The sequence below is a fragment of the Chryseobacterium sp. KMC2 genome (assembly GCF_016756935.1).
Lineage (GTDB): Bacteria > Bacteroidota > Bacteroidia > Flavobacteriales > Weeksellaceae > Chryseobacterium > Chryseobacterium rhizosphaerae.
This window is the reverse complement of sequence record NZ_JAESIT010000007.1, coordinates 148,581-168,310: the sequence shown is the minus strand read 5'-3', so window position 1 is coordinate 168,310 and position 19,730 is coordinate 148,581. Positions and strand designations below refer to the sequence as shown.

General features: G+C 34.9%; 16 protein-coding genes. 5 read left to right on the top strand and 11 right to left on the bottom strand.

The window, feature by feature from the left end:
* The first annotated feature begins 512 nt into the window (after positions 1–512).
* Positions 513–956, top strand: coding sequence for a nuclear transport factor 2 family protein (locus tag JML65_RS10430; RefSeq protein WP_202270819.1), 444 nt, complete (start codon positions 513–515; stop codon positions 954–956).
* A gap of 210 nt (positions 957–1,166) precedes the next feature.
* Complete coding sequence (locus JML65_RS10425) at positions 1,167–1,886, top strand: SDR family NAD(P)-dependent oxidoreductase (RefSeq protein WP_202270818.1); 720 nt, start codon at positions 1,167–1,169, stop codon at positions 1,884–1,886.
* Between the two features lie 113 nt (positions 1,887–1,999).
* On the opposite strand, the gene JML65_RS10420 is transcribed toward JML65_RS10425, so the two are convergent.
* From JML65_RS10420 to JML65_RS10390, 7 genes are all read right to left on the bottom strand, one after another.
* On the bottom strand, positions 2,000–2,368 hold the full coding sequence (locus JML65_RS10420; protein ID WP_202270817.1) for a helix-turn-helix domain-containing protein: 369 nt from the start codon (positions 2,366–2,368) through the stop codon (positions 2,000–2,002).
* 361 nt (positions 2,369–2,729) lie between these two features.
* Positions 2,730–3,950 carry a TCR/Tet family MFS transporter gene (locus JML65_RS10415; RefSeq protein WP_202270816.1) on the bottom strand — a complete coding sequence of 407 codons (1,221 nt, stop codon included), beginning with the start codon at positions 3,948–3,950 and terminating at the stop codon, positions 2,730–2,732.
* A 120-nt stretch (positions 3,951–4,070) separates the two neighbouring features.
* Positions 4,071–4,946: a helix-turn-helix domain-containing protein gene (locus JML65_RS10410; RefSeq protein WP_202270815.1), complete on the bottom strand. Its 876-nt coding sequence runs from the start codon at positions 4,944–4,946 to the stop codon at positions 4,071–4,073.
* 192 nt (positions 4,947–5,138) lie between these two features.
* The gene (locus tag JML65_RS10405) at positions 5,139–5,807 is read right to left on the bottom strand and encodes a DUF2625 domain-containing protein (RefSeq protein ID WP_202270814.1); all 669 of its coding nucleotides are present in this window, start codon (positions 5,805–5,807) and stop codon (positions 5,139–5,141) included.
* 186 nt (positions 5,808–5,993) lie between these two features.
* Complete coding sequence (locus tag JML65_RS10400; protein WP_202270813.1) at positions 5,994–7,094, bottom strand: hypothetical protein; 1,101 nt, start codon at positions 7,092–7,094, stop codon at positions 5,994–5,996.
* 232 nt (positions 7,095–7,326) lie between these two features.
* Positions 7,327–7,764 (bottom strand): hypothetical protein, encoded by a 438-nt coding sequence (locus JML65_RS10395; protein ID WP_202270812.1) that lies wholly within the window; start codon positions 7,762–7,764, stop codon positions 7,327–7,329.
* Positions 7,765–7,774: 10 nt separating this feature from the next.
* The gene (locus tag JML65_RS10390) at positions 7,775–8,245 is read right to left on the bottom strand and encodes a GNAT family N-acetyltransferase (RefSeq protein ID WP_202270811.1); all 471 of its coding nucleotides are present in this window, start codon (positions 8,243–8,245) and stop codon (positions 7,775–7,777) included.
* A gap of 584 nt (positions 8,246–8,829) precedes the next feature.
* Between JML65_RS10390 and JML65_RS10385 the strand changes: the two genes are divergently transcribed.
* From JML65_RS10385 to JML65_RS10375, 3 genes are all read left to right on the top strand, one after another.
* Complete coding sequence (locus tag JML65_RS10385) at positions 8,830–10,266, top strand: tetratricopeptide repeat protein (protein WP_202270810.1); 1,437 nt, start codon at positions 8,830–8,832, stop codon at positions 10,264–10,266.
* Between the two features lie 151 nt (positions 10,267–10,417).
* Complete coding sequence (locus JML65_RS10380) at positions 10,418–11,842, top strand: tetratricopeptide repeat protein (protein WP_202270809.1); 1,425 nt, start codon at positions 10,418–10,420, stop codon at positions 11,840–11,842.
* A 155-nt stretch (positions 11,843–11,997) separates the two neighbouring features.
* A complete protein-coding gene (locus JML65_RS10375; RefSeq protein ID WP_202270808.1) occupies positions 11,998–13,422 on the top strand; it encodes a tetratricopeptide repeat protein in 1,425 nt (474 codons plus the stop codon).
* A gap of 109 nt (positions 13,423–13,531) precedes the next feature.
* On the opposite strand, the gene JML65_RS10370 is transcribed toward JML65_RS10375, so the two are convergent.
* The 4 genes from JML65_RS10370 to JML65_RS10355 form a co-directional block, all read right to left on the bottom strand.
* Positions 13,532–14,686 (bottom strand): FAD-dependent oxidoreductase, encoded by a 1,155-nt coding sequence (locus tag JML65_RS10370; protein ID WP_202270807.1) that lies wholly within the window; start codon positions 14,684–14,686, stop codon positions 13,532–13,534.
* A 27-nt stretch (positions 14,687–14,713) separates the two neighbouring features.
* A complete protein-coding gene (locus tag JML65_RS10365) occupies positions 14,714–15,529 on the bottom strand; it encodes a helix-turn-helix domain-containing protein (RefSeq protein ID WP_237390837.1) in 816 nt (271 codons plus the stop codon).
* Positions 15,530–16,751: 1,222 nt separating this feature from the next.
* Entirely contained in the window at positions 16,752–19,184 is a 2,433-nt protein-coding gene (locus tag JML65_RS10360) for a TonB-dependent receptor (protein ID WP_202270806.1), read from the bottom strand.
* Between the two features lie 19 nt (positions 19,185–19,203).
* The gene (locus tag JML65_RS10355) at positions 19,204–19,725 is read right to left on the bottom strand and encodes a GNAT family N-acetyltransferase (RefSeq protein WP_202270805.1); all 522 of its coding nucleotides are present in this window, start codon (positions 19,723–19,725) and stop codon (positions 19,204–19,206) included.
* Positions 19,726–19,730: the final 5 nt, after the last annotated feature.

Genomic DNA, 19,730 nt, shown 5'->3' with positions numbered 1-19,730 from the left:
TGATGAACTTTTCCTTTGAAGGTTTTACAATTAAGAACCCCTATATTTTTGAATTCATAAATGTTCTCAATAATGTTTAACAACAAAGATGAACTATCGTTTACTTTCATTGAAAGTTGGCCAATGTTTTCCGTAAGGGTAATTAGGAGTTTCAATATAAATGAATCTTTCTGAAAAGAATGATAAATATGTTTAATTTATAGGATGATAATTTGCACGCATTTGAAAATGACTTATTGAGATGGATATACATCATCAAGAATACTTAGTTTTCTTAAATCTTCCAATAAAGAGTTTGAGTTTTGTACCAGTGAGGTCACTTAATAGGACAAATCCAAACAATCTTTGTTCAGTATTGTCATTGTTTAAAATAATCTGCTCAAAGGATATGATTGAAGCTACATAGATTTTTGGAATATTTTATAGCTTCTCTAGTAAAAACAGAAAAGGATACTATTTTTTTTGAAGCATCAGACTATAACTTTACAGCGTAATAAATAAATTAATATTTTATGATGATAACAAAAAAGTGTGTTTTGCCTGCTATTATTTTAGGTAGCCTTTTCTTGGGAGGGAACAATGTAAAAGCACAATCAAAACAAGAAGTAAGTTCAGCAGTGACGAGAAAAGTATTTGAGCATCATATGATGGCTTTTAGTAAAGGGGATGTTGATGAAACATTAAAAGACTATGCAGAAGATGCTGTAATTATTGTGGAAGGGGTCAATGAAAAAGGTTATGTAAAAGGACTGAAGGAAATCAAAAAGCAATTTGAAACAGTATATAAAGATTACTTTCCTCCAGCTACTACCAATCTGAAAGTAAAAACGGTTACCATAGTAGGTGAAGTAGCATATCTGACTTGGGAAACATCCAAAACAGATTTCACAACAGACACCTATATCATTAGAAATGGCAAAATTGTAGCTCAGACGTTTGCTGCAAAATTTAAATAACCATCCAGTCTGGAAATATTATATCCTTTTTGGATACAAAATGCTGGGGTAGTGGAATCCTGCCCATCTTCTGAATTCTAAAAAATATTCTTTAAGAAATTTTTAACGTGTAAAATAGTTTACCGAGTCATAGCAACAGCTATTGATGGAAGGGATCAGCATGTAAAATTTGAAAAATATAATTTATAATTTAAGTATAAAAATTAAAATATGTTTGAAAATAGAGTTGTCCTTATTACCGGTGTAAGCAGAGATACTGGTTTAGGATATGAAACGGCGAAAAGGCTAAAGGAATTAGGATTAACAGTAATTATTACAGCTCGTAATCTAAATGTAGTATCCAATCTTGGGGAAAAACTGGGTGTAGAGGCCAAACAGTTGGATATTACTGATAAAGAAAGTGTTGAAAATCTTGTGGCATCAATTACGCAGCAGTATGGAAAATTGGATGTATTAATTAACAATGCTGGCGGTTATTTTGATCAAGATAGTGATCTCCTGACAGTAGATATAAATTTTATGAAAGAAGCACTGGATTTAAATCTTTTTGGTGCGCTAAGAATGATACAGTCTTTTATTCCTCTGTTGAAATTAGGGTCTAATGGAATTATCGTAAATGTAACTTCTGGTATAGGATCTTTTAGTGACCCCATATTTGGTCTGGCAAGCTATTATGCGGATGTACCGGCTTTTGCTATCTCTAAATTAGCATTAAGTGGACTCACAGTGAAATTAGCAAAGAGATTGAAGGAAGATCAAATAAAGATAAATGCTGTTTGCCCGGGATTTGTTGCTACTACTCCTGGGTTGGAAGACTATGGAGCCCGATCTGTTACAGAAGGGGCTAATGGAATTGTTTGGGCCGCAACTTTACCAAAAGACGGTCCAACCGGAGGCTTATTCAGAGACGGAGAAGCAATAAATTGGTAGTTTTTTTAAAAGCACAAATATCCTGGCTTATTGCCAGGATATTTGTGCTTTATGTATATATCTTGTCTTAAGCTTCATGCACAGCTTTAATATATTGTATGAGATCATACCTACTATTTCTTATGAAATGCCTTCCTTAGTTGGATCGGTGTCTTTCCTGTATGTCGTTTAAAAAATTTTGTAAAGTTAGAGGCGTCATAATCCAGTTTTTGGGCTATTTCATTGATTGGCATTTCAGAATGTATAATAAATTCTTTTGCAATATCAAGAATTTTTTCCTCATATACTGCACAAGGAGACTTTCCTAAGACTGCACTTACAGTATCACTTAAGTGATTGGGGTTTATGAAGAGTAGTCCTGCAAACTCATTAATTTCGTAAGCAACATCGATTTCACCCGATTGTAATTCTGATAAATGTTTATCCAGTTCAAATAAGAACTGTTCTGTAATTTCATTTTTTCTATCCTTTTGCTCCATCATTAAATAATTTTCCAATCATTCCAAAGTATGAAATATCTGATTAGTTAATCTAAATTTACTAATTTGTGATCTCTTATGAAAATAATTACAAGTATTCATCACTTGAAAACTTATTTTGATTTTCTTGTGAATTTGCATAAGGAACAATCTGTAGCCTACAAGACAGTATTTGTATCCAGTTTTATCCAGTTGCATTACAAATTGAATAACGTCCTACCTCCTCTGTGTTGACATATTTTGGATTTTTACATTCAATTTGAAATTTGTGGAAATGGGTAGTGATGGAGAATCAATTATTTACTCTATAGTTTTAATAAAAATGGTATAAAAGTTATTTGACTAATTTTTTTTAATCTTTAGATTACTGTTTACTTTTTCGTTGAAAAGAAAAATATATAATAATTGCACTAATAGCCATTAAAATGGATGCTAGAAAAAATGGTGCTCCTGAAAATTCAAATGGCGCTTCATCATGGGTGAAATAATAGAATAAGTTGGTCATGATCGGAGGGCCTATAATAGAAGTAGCACTCACTAAACTTGCTAATGCCCCCTGAAGTTCGCCCTGCTCATTTGAAGGGACATTTTTACTGATTATTGATTGTAATGCCGGTCCACAGATTCCTCCTAAAGAATATGGGATAAGGAAAACAAACATCATCCACCCCTGATTGGTAAATGCAAACAGCATTAAACCCAAGGCATAGAATAGCAACCCAAGATATACACTTTTCTGTTCTCCTAATTTTGGGGTTGTCCATCTTATTAGAACTCCTTGTACTAATCCTATTAATAACCCAAGCAACCCAAGTGATAAGCCTACCGTTCGTTCTGTCCAATTAAATTTATACATGGTAAAGAAATGCCAGTTGCTCTGTACAGCATGGAGAGCCACATACACGAAAATTAAAGCAACGACAAGAGTTGATATTTTTGATTGTTTTCTCAAAAAATTAAATGTTCCTATAGGATTTGCACGCTTCCAGCTAAATGATCGACGTTTATCTTTTTCTAAACTTTCTGGTAGTACAAACAACCCGTAAAGAAAATTAACCATGCATAATATAGCCGCAACATAAAAGGGAACTCTTGCTCCATAATGTCCAAGTAACCCCCCGATTACTGGGCCTATAATAAACCCTAATCCAAAAGCTGCACCTATTAAGCCGAAATTTTTGGCTCTATCTTCATCGGTGGATATGTCAGCTATATATGCACTGGCAGTTGAAAGGCTAGCCCCAGTAAGCCCTGCAATGATTCTTCCAAAAAACAACCAACCCATGGAAGGGGCAATTGCTAATAGCACATAGTCAATAGAAAATCCAAAAAGAGAAATTAAAATAATTGGGCGTCTTCCATATTGATCACTGAGGTTGCCCACTATAGGTGCAAATATAAATTGCGTAATAGCATAAGCGAAGCCGAGCCAACCTCCATATTTTGCAGCTTCACTAAGGTCACTATGGATAAGCTCTCCAATGAGTTTAGGAACCACGGGAAGTATAATTCCCCAACCTGTAATATCAATCAACAACGTGATAAATATAAATCCAATAGCTGCTTTTCTACCTGTTTTTTTCATGCTGTAAAATTATACAGAGATAAAAAGAAGGTATTAACAATTTAATGGTGTTTACATACAATCTGAAAGCTAATAATGTTCAGCGATCTGTAAATAGTGTTCGTACATAAACGATATACATTATGATTCGTTTCTATACGTTTTTGGTGACATTCCTACTATTCTTTTAAAGTATCTGCAAAAGACACTGGTTTCTTCAAAATAAAGCTCATTGCTAATTTCTTTAATTGATAAATTAGAAGATTTTAATAAGGTTTTAGCATGCAGAATTGTGATATGATCAATCCACTGTAATGCAGATTTTCCAGTTTTCTGTTTCAGGAAAGAGGAAAGATACTGTGGTGTTAAATGTAGTTTTTTAGCATAAAATGCAACGTTTCTTTGTTCATTAGCATGCTTTGAAATGAGTAGATAAAAATCGTCTATAATCTCATGTGTTCGGTTTTTTACTAAGCTTTTGTTATTCGCTGAATTAGAATATACCTCAGAAATCATACTAATGAGAACCATAACAAGATGCCGCAGCATTTGGGTCTTATTAGGACTCGGTTTTTTATGATAGAAGTTTTGTATAAGGATCAATAATTCATTTTGAAGCTTTATGTCTTCGGGTTGAAGTCTAATAATTGGTTGCCATCTAATTTGATTATTCATTACAAACTCACGTAGAATGGGAAATTCTGTAATAAAATCTAATGAAAGACCAATGGTTACTATTTGTGCATCTTCACTTAATGACTTTGTGTCGATCATCAATTGTGGTTGTAAAATAGCAATATCACCCGTATTTATTTCATACTCTAAAAAATGGATTTGCGATTTCATGGATCCTTGTACCATGAACCCTAGTAATAAACCATCAAATAGTCGACTATGACTTGTATATTTCTTATTGGGGTCATTTTGCTGACTAAGAATAACTATCCCTTCCGTCTTTTTTGAAGGATCAAGATTGTACAGTTTATAGACATTATCCAAAGTTATCAATAGAGCCATGTGCAAATATCGAAAAAAACACACTGCTGTAGCAAACGTTATGAGGTACTACTTTAAAAATCGTATACAAATACCATGAAATTAAAAATCATCTATGAATTAATTTACGCCTCGACTGCTTAATTTGTGCTTCCTCCTTCGAGAGGTTTTATAATTACTGACAAGAATTAACGGGTCAATTTGAACGGAGTACTATGGAGCAAGCTTTGCAGATCCTATAGTCAAATTATAGTTTTCTTCAATCGGTACTAATTTTCTGGCTGTTTTTTCTATGTCTTTTCCTTCTTTAGTCCACAAAAATGGTACAAATGAATAGACTTGATTGCCACTTGCTTTTTTTACGTCGTCTTGCCAATTTTTCCATCTGAAAATCTCGTAAAACGTATTGATATCACCAACCAAAGCCCAATAAAGAAATTCAGAATAGTTGGTGTCTAAACATTCCCATTCAAGAGTGTCTTGTGGTAAATAATAAACTTTCCCAATCTCACTTCCAATTCCGCCGGCGTTTAGGGCAAAATATCCACCGATTACATCGTCCGCAATTAAAAAATGTGAGGGTTGGTCACCATAATTTTTAAAAGTTTTTCCTTTATTCCATTCAGCCAAACCCCGGTCTAGTTTTTTACTTCCTGAACCTAAAATTCTAAGCCAGCCGTTGTCAATTAATATACCGCCCGTTTCGTAGATTACAGCACCCATTGACGAACGTGTTGTGACTTGAGTATTCACAAGTTCTTTTTCTGCTCTTTTCTCGTCTTTTGGTAAAATTTCATACTCGTTTTGGGCTTCATTTAACCATTCTGTTACTAATTCCCAACCCGGCTCTTCCAGGTGTATTAAATCTTCAAGTGTCTTCATATTTTGTTCGTTTTTGTTGATGTAGGTTGGTTCTATAAAATTATCACTACCTTTTTTCGGCTTTATGTTCAGGTGAGAAAATGAAACATAAAAGCTAATATCCTTATTAAAGTTCAACTAAAAAACTGTTGTTGAGCGTTGCACTTCAGCTAAACTGACATAAAAATCTTTTTTGCTCTAGCTTTTTTACGCAAGCTGATTTTTAAATTCGTAAAATAATTCAGGGTTAATAAGTTTAAAATTTTTCTTCAAATCGCTTTGTTCATAGTCTGAAGCAACCACCACAAAATCATCCGTTTTGTTGAGTTCAAATGCAGAAATACTATTTTTTAAATTCTTACAGCATTCTATAATCATTTTTATCGTATTATTTTCTTTCTGATGTAAAGAGGTTTCTTGATTGTATAAATTAAACAGATTTTGAGTTTCTTCGTTTACCTCAATTTCCAGGGAATGGGAATAGTCTATTGGATTCCAAATTATCCATTTTGCTTCTTTCCCTTTTTCATTGAGCCATTCTTTACGGTCTGACTCTGTTCCAAATCCAATTGAAGGCGGGAGCATTTCCTCATGATAGTAATAAATATAGATACAATAGATTTTTTCCTGAATGTTATAATGTAAAATGTTTTGCTTTAGAGTTTCAAGAAGTTTTTCTGATACAAGGTCGGTTAATTTTTTGTAGCTAATTTTCTTGTTCGGCTTATTATACCAATAATGCTCCTTTTCTTTTATAGATTGAAGCAGCCCTGTTTCGTCATAATAGTAATCAAATATCCTATCAGGAACTTCTGTGTTTTGATAGATACGCTGCATTGTCTTAGTTGACAGTTTTCCCTTATTATAAGTGTACATATATTTAATCCAACCGTCTTTAAAAACAGCATAACTAATAGTTAATATTGAATGCTCATACATGAAAAGTTCCACATGGTCTATTTCTTTTTCCATGCTATAATCAAATCGGTAGCTTTCTATGTTATCTTTTTCCCTGATATAAAAAACTTCGTAAAATAAATCTTTTAGACCCGTGAATTGTCTTTCAACAATGATTTCATTATGGTCATCAACACCATATTGATACTGATTTTCTTTTTTTACGGGTTCATCTTTATGAAGTCTGCCTTTTGGAAAGCGGTTTTCCTCAAAATAAAAAGGCTCAAGATTAGAAATGCTGTCAGTTGTCCAAAACCATCTGATTACTTTTTGTTCTGTGTTTTTTTTAATCGTTTTATAATTTTTTTGAGCTTTGCTGAATTTTTCTTGAAGTTGTTCTATATTCTTCATCAGTTTTTAGTTTGTGCGATCTGTCTTTGGAAAGTTTACAACTAACGGTTGGGTACTTATGATGGGCAGAATTTCGAAAACCGAAATGTTCCACTGTCACCAAACGCCATGTAGAAATAATGACTTCTGCATGGTGTTTTTTTCAGTTATAATGGTCATCTGTTCATTATATAAGTTTCATTCTAAGGAAAAGGTCAATTATATTGATCCTCATGTAAACCCAACTCAACCGTTATTTTTTTGATTTGTTATTTGAAGATTGGGGAAGCATAGGAGGTGGTGGAACATGAGAGCTGTTAATTTGCTCAAGTGTCGGAGGAACAATATGTTCAAGAATAACGGTCTTTTTGAAAGGAAACTGGTTTTTTGACAACTCTTCATGATAGTCAAAGTAATAGGTATCCTTGGTATAATAATAGGACTGAATAATTAATGAGTCTTTTGTACCAAAATAAGTATCAGAGAGGTTAAGCTTTACAAGTCCTTTATCGTTGGCTTTTACTTTTTTTACAATCATAGCACCAGTTTTGTTTTCTTTCATAAAAGTGACTTCAACATGTGGAGCTATTTCATGAGTATCCGTAAGGAAAAGAAGTTCTATACTGTACTGTTTTTGTGCTATAGCTGCTGAAAAACAGAGTGAAAATAGGAAAATCTGTAGTTTTTTCATAATAATCGTTTTAATGATGATACTTCATGACTATATTAGAATCCGTTTCTTTTTCCACTTCTTTAAATCCAATCTTTTTGTATAAATAGTAAGCCCTTTCATTGGTCGGGATTACATCCAGGAAAATATCGATAGGATGAAATAATCTTCTTGCTTCATGAATCACAGCCTCTACTAATCCATAACCTATGTTTTTACCCTGAAATCCTTCTTTCACATACATCTGGTAGATATTTCCTGAAGAATCAGCATCTTTAACAAAAACACAGATTCCTATAAGCTGAGCATCTGCAAATGCTCCCCAAACAAATCTTTCCGGCGTTTGATTTTCTATATCAAATTCCATTCTGAGCTTTTCCGTATTTTGAGCTTCTTCATAGGTGGCACAAAATGATTCAGGAAACTTTTTCAAGCTTTCCAGCCGGATCATTCTGTAGATTGTACTCTCAGCCGGGCGTAATTTTCTATATTCAATAGTCATGCATAAGTTTTATGGTAGCACAAAGATGCAAATAGTTTTGGATACAGCGGGAATCAACGGGTATGAGTATTCAATATATGCTGAGTTTTTTCGGTATTTGAATTCTTTTAATTGCAATAAATAGAGGATTCAATTGAATGGATGTTGACATATCCCTTTATTTAGAAATAATAAGGAAGGAGAATAATTTTCATAATATTGATGTTTTTTCTTTTATTTTGCCTCGAAAGTTAAGGGCTAAAGCCCGGTTTTTGTTAAGTGAAAAGAGGTATTTTAGTCCATTTATTATGGGCTGAGGTTGAAAAATGGAAAATAATTCGCTAAAAATTGGATTGTTTATGAAATTAATATCCAGTCTTTGTTTGATGTAATAAATTGTGTATATTTATAAGGATGAATTATTAATAATTGAAAGATATGGTAATATGTTAACTGGATTCTGTTTTTGGTGTTATTTCTTATTGTGCATAGGTAGGTATGGGTAAATAAATGATATCATTAGAGATGAATGGGTTAAAAAATATCTTTTCAAGCAGCATTAATAAGTTAAATGATCAGAAGTGAAATTGTAATATTCAAAAGTCATGAAAAATATTAAAATCTATACCCTCTGTATAGGTTTACTGCTTGTCTTGGTTTCATGTGGAAAGAATATAAGTGAAAAAGAGAAAGAATCCTTTGATACCGATTTACAGAGTAAGAATGATAGTTTACTGTCATTGGGTAAATATGAATCTGTTATCCAGCTGAATATAGAGTATTTGAAAAAAGCCGGAAAAATGGAATATAGAGAAGGTAAAGGACTTTGTTATCTTAATATTGCAGGGGTGAATAGTTCTGCTATGAATTATGAAAGGGCTCTGTTTTTTTTTCAAAAAGCGGAAAAAGATCTGCTTAATTCTGAAAACGCATTTCATAAAGCGTTGTTTTATGATACCTACAGTAGGTATTACTATCATCTTAAGTTCTATGATAAAGCCTTAGCATATAATGACAAGTCATTACATTATTTAAAGTATACTAATAATTCAAAATTCAGCAATGAATTTTTTCCAAAGCTGTTATTAAACAGAGGAGTTTATTTTGGGAAGAAAGGATGGTTTGGAACTTCATTGAAATATTTGTTGAAAGCAAATGAGTTAGAAAATTCAGTATTTAGTAACTGTATGGTGACAAGGTATTATTTATTTTCAAATCATCCGGAGCTTGCAGGAATATATATTCAAAGAGCAAAAGAAAAAATGCAGATTCAGAAACCTAATGATGAGGAATCTATTTTTGCATATTATACGATAGGATGCTTTTATAATGAGATAGGTAATTATAAAGAAGCTGAAAAAAATCTAAAGAAAGCGCTGGAGATTAATATAAAAATGAGATACACGCATCCTTCACATATAGGGGAGGTGTATAAAGCTTTGGCAGAAGTGTACAAAAAGATGCATGAAGAAGACAAAGCCTATTTTTATCTTAAGAAATATACGGAGGAACAGGGAAGGGACGATTCTGCTCAATTTGCTGCTTTGAATAAAACCATGGATGATTTTATAGGCGAAACGAAAAACGAATCGGACTGGAGTAGAAATAAGCTGCCCCTGTCTATTGCCTTAGCCATCACTGCCATTACTGTTTCAGGGGTCTATGTTCGGAAGGTTATCAATAGAATGAGGCTAAAAAAGCGGACTTTGAAAAAAGAAACGGATGAATTGAAAAACCAAGTGCATACCAAACAGTTTCAGGAAGTTGTGGAACTGGTTAAAAGAAACGATTCTTCTTTTTTGTTGAAATTCAAAGAACTATACCCGGATTATATAAGTGCCCTTCTGAAGATAAATCCTGATCTCGAAAATTCCGAACTGGCTTTCTGTGCCATGTTGAAACTCCGTCTTTCATCCAAAGAGATTGCGGATTATACTTTTGTACAGCACAAATCGGTTCAGCAAAAAAAATACCGGATCAGAAAGAGACTTAGTATTCCGGCGGAAGAAGATATTTATAATTTTTTTGATCGTTTACAATAAAAAGAAGGAGGATAAGTATGTTCTCAGATGAATGGTGAGAAAATGGACTGTTGTGAAGCAAATGAAATATAAAAAATAAATAATGTGGTTCCCTATTGAAAAAAGTAGTTTTTTTATTCGTAAACTATATCGGAAAAAATTAGAAAGTATAATGATCCGTTCACTTATTTTTATGGTACTGATTATTTTATTTTCGTGCAATCAGCGTGCCCGTCAACAGGATGAAAAAAACTTTGATACTACTTTATGGAAGAAAAATGAACAGTTCAGACTGTCCGGAGACTATGATTCTCTCCTAAGCCTTAATACAAGATATTACAGAAAAGCTGATCAAATGGGCTATGAAGATGGTAAGGCTCTATGCTATATCAATATAGCTGAACTGAATATTACATTGGTAAATTATCAAAAAACCCGGGTTCTTTTTGATAAAGCAAGGGAAATTCTGGAAAATTCTCAAAATAATCTGCACAAAGCAAAATTTTATATTATGTACGGACACTTTAATTCTACGCTTACAAAACCGGATAAAGCTTTTGAAGATTATAATGAAGCATTGAATAACCTCAGTAAAAGTGATGATTCCCCATTAAAAGATAAGCTGCTTTTCGATCTCTATATTGAACTGGGCAGCTATTTTGCCCTGAAGAAAGACTACGGGAAAGGATTGAAATTGTTTCAGAAAGCTCAAAAGCTTGATGATACAGGATTTGCAGAATGTATCATAGGAGATTATATATATATGTACAGAAACCAGGATTCGGCATACAAGTATATAGCAACAGCCTATCATAAAACCAATATTTCCGGAAAAAAAGATAAAATAGCACTTTATGCCAATACGATGATGGGGGAATGGTATAAGGCAGAAGAACAATATGATGAAGCAGAGGAAATGCTTTTACAGGCTCTTGAAATTGATAAAAAAACACGGCGTATACATGCTAATTATAGCAAATATATCTACAATGATCTCAGAATGGTATATGAAAGAAAAGGAGATAGAGAAAAAGCTTATTTTTATCTGAATGCGTATAATGATGCAATGAGTAAAACTAATACAGCAATATATACAACCATTAATCAGGATATGGAATCTTTTATTGATGAAACAAAAAAAGATACTAAACGGCATGATGAAAATATACGGTGGGTAATTCTTTTATCAGGGATTGGTTTTTCTGTATTGGGAATATATGCCTGGAGAATTATAGACTTATTGAAAAAGAAAAAAGAAACGCTTAAAACAGAAACTGAAAAATTAAAAGCCAGCGTGGATGATAACCAGCAGGATGAAATTTTAGAATTGGGAAGGAGAAATGATCCTGAATTTTTTAACCGGTTTAAAGAATGTTATCCAGATTTTATCAATCAGCTTTTCTCCATCAATCCTAATCTTGAAGTTTCTGAGCTTACTTTCTGTGCCATGCTAAAGTTACATTTTACCTCAAAAGAAATTGCCAGCTATACGCTTATCCAGCATCGGACCGTCCAGCAGAAAAAATACAGAATTAGAAAAAAACTCAACATTCCCACGGATACGGATATCTATCATTTCTTTAATAATTTGAAATAAAAAGAATAATCGTAATAATATATTTTTCAAATGAATTGTAAAAGAAAATTTTACCCGTTGTGAAAACAAATAAGTCATAAAGAGAGAAGGTGGTTACCTATTGAAAAAAGCCATTTTTTAGTCATAAATTATACAGAAAAAAATTAAAAAACATAATGATCCGTTCACTTCTTTTTATGGTACTGATTATTTTAGTTTCATGCACTCCCGATTATAAGAAGTATGAAAAGAGTTTTGATATTCCCCTGATACACGACAATGAAAAATTAAGGTTATTAGGCGAATATGATGCTCTCATTAATCTGAATACAGACTATTATAGAAAAGCTGATGAAATAGGATATCAGGAGGGTAAGGCTTTGTGTTATATGAACTTAGCGAGACTAAATATATCAACAGAAAATTACCAGAAAGCAGATGTTCTTTTTAATCAGGCGGAAGGAATTTTAAAACACTCAAAAAGTAATCTTCATCAAGCTATATTTTATAATAATTACAGCAAGTTGAATGCAGAGATGCATAACCTTAATAAATCACTCGAATATAATAGTTCTGCATTGGATTACATAAAAAGAATTGATGAGTCCCCCCTCAAAAAAGAATTACTGTCAGAAATATATACAAACAGGGCCGCCTATTTGGACCTTAACAAACAACCCAATAAGTCTTTACCTTATTTGCGTGAAGCCCAATTAGTACATGAATCAAGACGTTTGAATGTAATATTCGGTGAACATTATGTATGGTTCGAACAGAGACTGGACTCTGCTGAAATATACTTAAGAAAAGTAGTTGATGATCCGGATAAGGAAAAGGCAATGGATATTGATGCCCTTACTGCCCATACTATTTTAGCTGAATGTTATATTTGGGATAAACAGTATGATAAGGCTGAAAAGAATCTTGAGCGTGCTTTAGAAATTGATAAGAAAACAAGAGATGTTTATACCTATTATACCAAATATATTTACAACGATTTTAAGTGGCTGTATAAGGAGAGAAATGATGATGCCAAAGCGTATTTTTATCTGCAGACCTTTGCTGATGCAAAACATAAAACAACTGCTGCATTATTAGCCACGATTAATCAGGATATGGAATCTTTTATTAACGAAACAAAAAAAGATGCTAAAAGACATGATGACAAGATACGATGGGTGATCCTTTTGTCGGGAATCTGTTTTTCTGTATTGGGAATATATGCCTGGAGAATTATAGACTTATTGAAAAAGAAAAAAGGAACACTTAAAACAGAAACAGAAAAATTAAAAGCGAGGGTGGAGGAAAACCAGCCGGACGAGATTTTGGAATTGGCAAAGAAAAATGATCCTGAGTTTTTTAACCGGTTTAAAGAATGCTATCCGCACTTTATCATAAGCCTCTTCACCATCAATCCTAATCTTGAAGTTTCTGAGCTTACATTCTGCGCCATGCTAAAGTTACATTTTACCTCAAAAGAAATTGCCACTTATACGCTTATCCAGCATCGGACCGTCCAGCAGAAAAAATACAGAATCAGAAAAAAGCTCAATATCCCTACAGAGATAGATATTTATCAATTCTTTGATAATTTGGGGTAATTTTGACATAAAAACTGCCTGATGACTCATCAGGCAGTTTTTCAAAATATTCTTTTTCTCAATAATTCTTTTTTCAAATTTGAAAATGGAGGATATCTTTTAATAGGGTTTAGTGTCCGTTAAAAAAAGCCAGCATGGTTGTCAGTGCTTTTTCAGAATGCATCTGTTCTCCGTTTTCAAGGGATTCCTGGGTGGCAATGCCGGCTCTTTTTCGCATGTTGATTTCATAGGCAGAAATAGCTTCCTGTAAAGTGGAATAAGTATGGTTTGTCAGACATTCACTAAGTTCCAGAGAGTCCAGCATGGCCATATTGGCACCTTCACCTGCAAATGGAGGCATCACATGAGCGGCATCACCCAGCAGGGTTAAATTGGGCTTTGTTTCCCAGCTTTGGTTCAAAGGCATAGAGTAGATCGGACGGGGGATAAAAGGAGTCTGAGCATTTTCAAACAATTCATCCCAGATGCTGTTCCATTCAGAATATTCTGTTTTAAACCATTTCAAAACCTGTATTTTATCCGAAAAGTCCAGGTCACTCTGTACACTCCAGTTTTCATCTGCTTTAAAGCTGGCATAAAACCCAAGATCACCGTTGCCTTTCTGACCCAGCAGTATATTCTTGGAATTTCCAAAAGCCATTATTTTGCCCCCTTTGATCAGTGCATCAATATGCGGGGCCGCTTCCTTTGAAACATTGCCCTCAAGCATGATGATTCCGGAATAGATAGGTTTCATTTCTGTGAGGTAAGGACGTATTTTAGAATGAGCACCATCTGCTGCAATCACAAGATCGGCATACGCGGAAGTTCCATTTTTGAAATGAAGGATCCAGCCTCCCTGTCGGGCCTCCATTGATAAAAAATGACTGTCCCAAACTACGGTTTCAGGATGTAATGACTCCAGCAGCATATTTCTCAGCGGACCACGGTCTATTTCCGGACGGAAATGTTCAGCTCCAAAATCTTCCTCAGGTTTTAGTTCGTGATCGCTGAAAAATATTTCAGCCTGTGCATTCATAATAAGGGTCTTATCTGCACCAGGACGGAATGTCTTTTTGAATTCTTCCAACAGGTCAGCTTTACGTAAAGCTGACAGTCCTGAATTTTCATGCATATCAAGAGGAGAACCCTGTACCCGTGCATTTTTATTAGGATCTCTTTCATATACTTTTACATTCGCGTTTTTCAATTGTAAAAGTCTTGCCAGGGTAAGTCCCGCAGGACCGCCACCGACGATGGCTATTGATGTATTGTCTATCAGCATTGTTAATTTAAATTTTACAATGCAAATTTATTTTCCTTTCAACACGGATAATAGTACAAATCGGTCATTTTTATTTTTAGACAATTCTTTGGGAGCAACTCCGGAGAATTTTTTAATCTCTTTGATAAAGTGATTTTGGTCGGTATAATTGAGTTCAGGGAAGAGCTTTCCCTGTGCAATATGTTCCAATGATGTTCTGAAACGTAAAATAGTAGAATAGGCTTTTAAGGATAGCCCTAATTGTTTTGTAAAATAACGGTTGATCTGACGGCTGCTCCAGCCTATCTTTTCTGAAAGATCCCTTACACTCATTTCACCTTTTGATTCATATATAAGTTTAAAAAGTTGATGTTTTCTTTCATCTGTTTTTTCAGGAAGCGATTCTTTTATTTTTTGCGTTGCTTTTTTACAGCAAAGCTCAAAATCCTGTAAATCATCCGCTTGAAAACCCCAGAAATCATTGCAAAGCACTTCCCCCTTATTTAATAAACCTGCAATAGAGGTATTTAAAATATATTCTACAGCGATAGGCTTAAAACTGACGACAAAAGCTGTCGTTTTTGCAGGTATTTCTCTTTGTTCCGGATAGGTTTCCAACCCAAGAAGTGTAACACAAAAAGGTTCAGATGGCGATTGCATAAAGAATAAGTCCACCCGTCCGTCAGGAATGATAACCACTTCCTTGGCTGCTCCAGAAAGATTTTGAAACGTCCCCAGATTTTCTACAAAATCTGCAATCGTCTGATCCGGTTCAATGAAATTATAATGGAAGTCATTATCCATGGTTGATCTTAATAAGCTTTCAGTATATGAAGATACAAAAAATGGACAACCGTAAGCCATTTGTTGAATTTTTATAATGTACAGATATCGAAAAATAGATGCGGTATTCAATTTTATCGGAGATAAAATCTTTGCACCTTACAACAGAAAGCTTTTACGATCTTAGCGTCTTAGCGTTTCCCAACCCTAATTCCCCAATTTTTCAAACAAAAACCCGGACTATCAAAAGATAGCCCGGATAGTAACAAGATTAAAAAAATTAGAATGAATAGCCTACGACAATGAAAAAAAGATGCGGTATTCAATTTTATCGGAGATAAAATCTTTGCGCCTTACAACAGAAAGCTTTTACGATCTTAGCGTCTTAGCGTTTCCCAACCTTAATTCTCCAATTTTTCAAACAAAAACCCGGACTATAAAAAGATAGCCCGGATAATAACAAGATTAAAAAACTTAGAATGAATAGCCTACGACAATGGTTAATTTCATTAAAAAATAGATGCGGTATTCAATTTTATCGGAGATAAAATCTTTGCGCCTTACAACAGAAAGCTTTTATGATCTTAGCGTCTTAGCGTTTCCCAACCTTAATTCCCCAATTTTTCAAACAAAAACCCGGACTATAAAAAGATAGCCCGGATAATAACAAGATTAAAAAAACTTAGAATGACTATTCTGCAACAATGGTTAATATCATGAAAAAAAGATGTGGTATTCAATTTTATCGGAGATAAAATCTTTGCGCCTTACAACAGAAAGCTTTTACGATCTTAGCGCCTTAGCGTTTCCCAACCCTAATTCTCCAATTTTTCAAACAAAAACCCGGACTATAAAAAGATAGCCCGGATAATAACAAGATTAAAAAAACTTAGAATGACTATTCTGCAACAATGGTTAATATCATGAAAAAAAGATGTGGTATTCAATTTTATCGGAGATAAAATCTTTGCGCCTTACAACAGAAAGCTTTTACGATCTTAGCGCCTTAGCGTTTCCCAACCCTAATTCTCCAATTTTTCAAACAAAAACCCGGACTATAAAAAGATAGCCCGGATAGTAACAAGATTAAAAAAACTTAGAATGACTATTCTGCAACAATGGTTAATATCATGAAAAAAAGATGTGGTATTCAATTTTATCGGAGATAAAATCTTTGCGCCTTACAACAGAAAGCTTTTACGACCTTAGCGTCTTAGCGTTTCCCAACCTTAATTCTCCAATTTTTCAAACAAAAACCCGGACTATAAAAAGATAGCCCGGATAGTAACAAGATTAAAAAAAATTAGAATGAATAGCCTACAGAAACGGTGACATTTCTTGGAGCTCCAGGAAATGCTCTCGTATAATCAAAGCCTCCAAGAAAATAGTATCTGTCGAATACATTATTCACATTCACAGCCATTTTCATTTTTCCGATATGATAATATACGGCAGCATTAACTGTCGTATAAGAAGGCCATTGTCCCCAAAGGGCATTTCCTTCACTATCTTTTCCAATGCTGTTATCCATACGTCTGCTATCGACATAATAAACACCTGCACCAAATCCTAACCCCTTAATAGCAGAGGCAGAAAATACATACTTCAGCCACATGCTTGCCATATTTTCAGGAGCTCCCGGAAGGGTCTGTCCAACTTCAGAAGCAATGGAAGAAGACTTTACCTCCGTTTTATTGTAGGTATAATTCGCCATTATTTGAAACTCTTTGGTGAGCTGTCCTCGGATATCTAACTCTACACCTTTAGACAACGCTTCTCCGGATTGTCTGTATACCGGAAAGCCTGTTGTACTTATTTCTCCCGTAGCAATCAACATATTTCGGCGTTCAATCTGAAACAGAGACAGGTCCATTTGCAATTGGTTTCTGAAAAACCCGGTTTTTAGTCCTGTTTCAAGTTGAAAGCTATGTTCAGCTGTAAAGGGTTGCGCTGCACCATAATCCTGATAGTTTTGAATGAAATTGGCTCCTACAGGGGCAAACCCCTGTGAATAGCTTGCAAAATAATTAACCTGACCGTTGATTTGATAGGTTAATCCGATACGGGGCAGCCAGGCATTCTGTGTCGCATGATAACGGTTAGCAGAACTTACGGTTTCAGAATAATAATGTTCATGGCGTAATCCTACAATAAGCTTGAGTTTTTCTGCAAAAGATATCTGATCCTGGACATATATTCCTGTTGTTTTATAAGGGCTCAAAAAAGGATAATTTCCCTGTGCCAGCCATACATAATTGCTCAGATCATGAGTCGTATACGTTGGGTTGTTAAGATCAAATGTCAGAGGGACGGTCTTTCCATCTATTTTTTGCTGTCTTGCTTCCCGCTGCTGATTATTGCTGTCTCCTTCATATTGGGCATAATCTACTCCGGCAATGATATGATGCTGTACTTTACTGCCCGGAAGATCCCATTTTACATAAACTACGGAATTATCGGTATAATCTTTTCCATGACGGTCAAAGAAGCGCATGTTCATAATGGTGTTTTGGGGAGCATCGGCATAGCTGTTTAACGTGCGGTGTTCATTAACGTCTTCCTGGTATATTGACTTCATATAGCTGGCATTCAGGGACAGATTATGCGTAAGACGCTGGCTGAGCCTGGCACTGAATGACAGGGTCTTGGTATTGTAAAAATCAGATGGCTGACTTAAAGTAAAAGAGCGGGGCAGGGCATAGAAGTTATTATTTCTCAGGCCCATTCCACGGTCAAGATATCCATGAAACTGGTCGTATACCAGATCAATATCTAGCTGTGTTCCGTCGAAAGGTTTAAAAGTAAAGGACGGGGCAATCATAAAGTTTTTCTGCTGATTGACATCGCGGAAAGTTTTAGAATCCTCATATCCGGCATTGAAGCGATACAGGATTTTCTTTTCCTGGTCTAAAGGTCCTCCTATATCCATATTGGTACGGAATGTCTGGAAACTGCCCACCGAAAAATTGACAGAGCCCTTTTGCTGTTCCAAAGGCTTTTTTGTGACCATATTGATCGTTCCACCGGGAGTGATATCCCCAAATAAGGAGGCTCCGGGGCCTTTTAAAACAGAAACACTTTCCAGGTTAATCGTTAAAGGCGAACGGTAATAGCTGTTTCCGTAGCTGTATCCTGAACGTAAGCCGTTTACAAGGCGGATTCCTGTTTCATAACCGCTTTTAAAACCTCTAATAATGAGATCATCATAGGAAGAAGCTGTAGTGACTCCTGCCAGGTCCTGTACCACATCACGGGTGGTGTATGCCTGTTTGTCTTCCATAAACTCACTGCTTACGATGGAGACTGATTGGGGAAGATCTTTTAAATTCCCTGAAAACTTACCACCAAGTTCAAGATTATTCGTAAGATAGGAATTGTTTCTTCGGGCTGTGATCAAAACCTCCTGAAGGGTGGTCTGATTTTCTGCCAGACGGATGATGATGCCATTTTTATCATCGTAAGAAAGAGAATCTAAGGTAATAGCAGACCCGGAATATCCTTTAGCCTCAATCATTAACTGGGTAGGATACTGAAAAGGGTTTTCAAATTTAAATCCTCCGTCTTTACCGGTTGTGGTGGCCGTTCCCTGATTGATTGAAACGGTAGCGTTATTAATTATTTTACCATCCTGATTCAGCACTTTTCCAAAAATAGAATGGGCTTCCTGTGCAGATAGGGCAAAAGGGAGTAAGAGCATTATACCATTGATGCATAATACTTTTCTTGTTGTATTCATGTATATTTCTCTATATTACTTATTTTTCTGCAGCAGTCAATAATTCCATATGCAGGGTGGGATAGGTCCCTTCATAGCAGGATTTAAGAAGTTTAAAATCCTGTTTCAACCAATATTCATAGGCTCCCTGAAGGAAGGGGTGGGTGTGCAGGTATAAACGTTTTATATTTTTCAGCTGTGCTGTTTTTACCAGTTCCTGAAACAGCCGGGAGGCAATGCCGGCTCTCCGGTATTCTGGATTGACAAATAATCTTGCCACTTCCACTGTGGTCTTTTCATCAATATGTAAATGAGGAAAGCGGTAGTCATACGGCATCATTCCAATAACGCCAATTAATTTCCCGGCTGCTGTTCTGGCTTGTAAAAAAGCACCGGTGGGAGAGTGAAGATAGTTCTGTTCAAAATTAACCAGATCCTTGGGAACGATCAGCGGATCAAGTAAAGGATAGAGTTGACGCCTGAATTCCATAACATAAGGCAGTACTTCAAATACATGGTAATCTTCTACCACGGAAATTGTTATTTCTTCATGATTTTTCATATTTT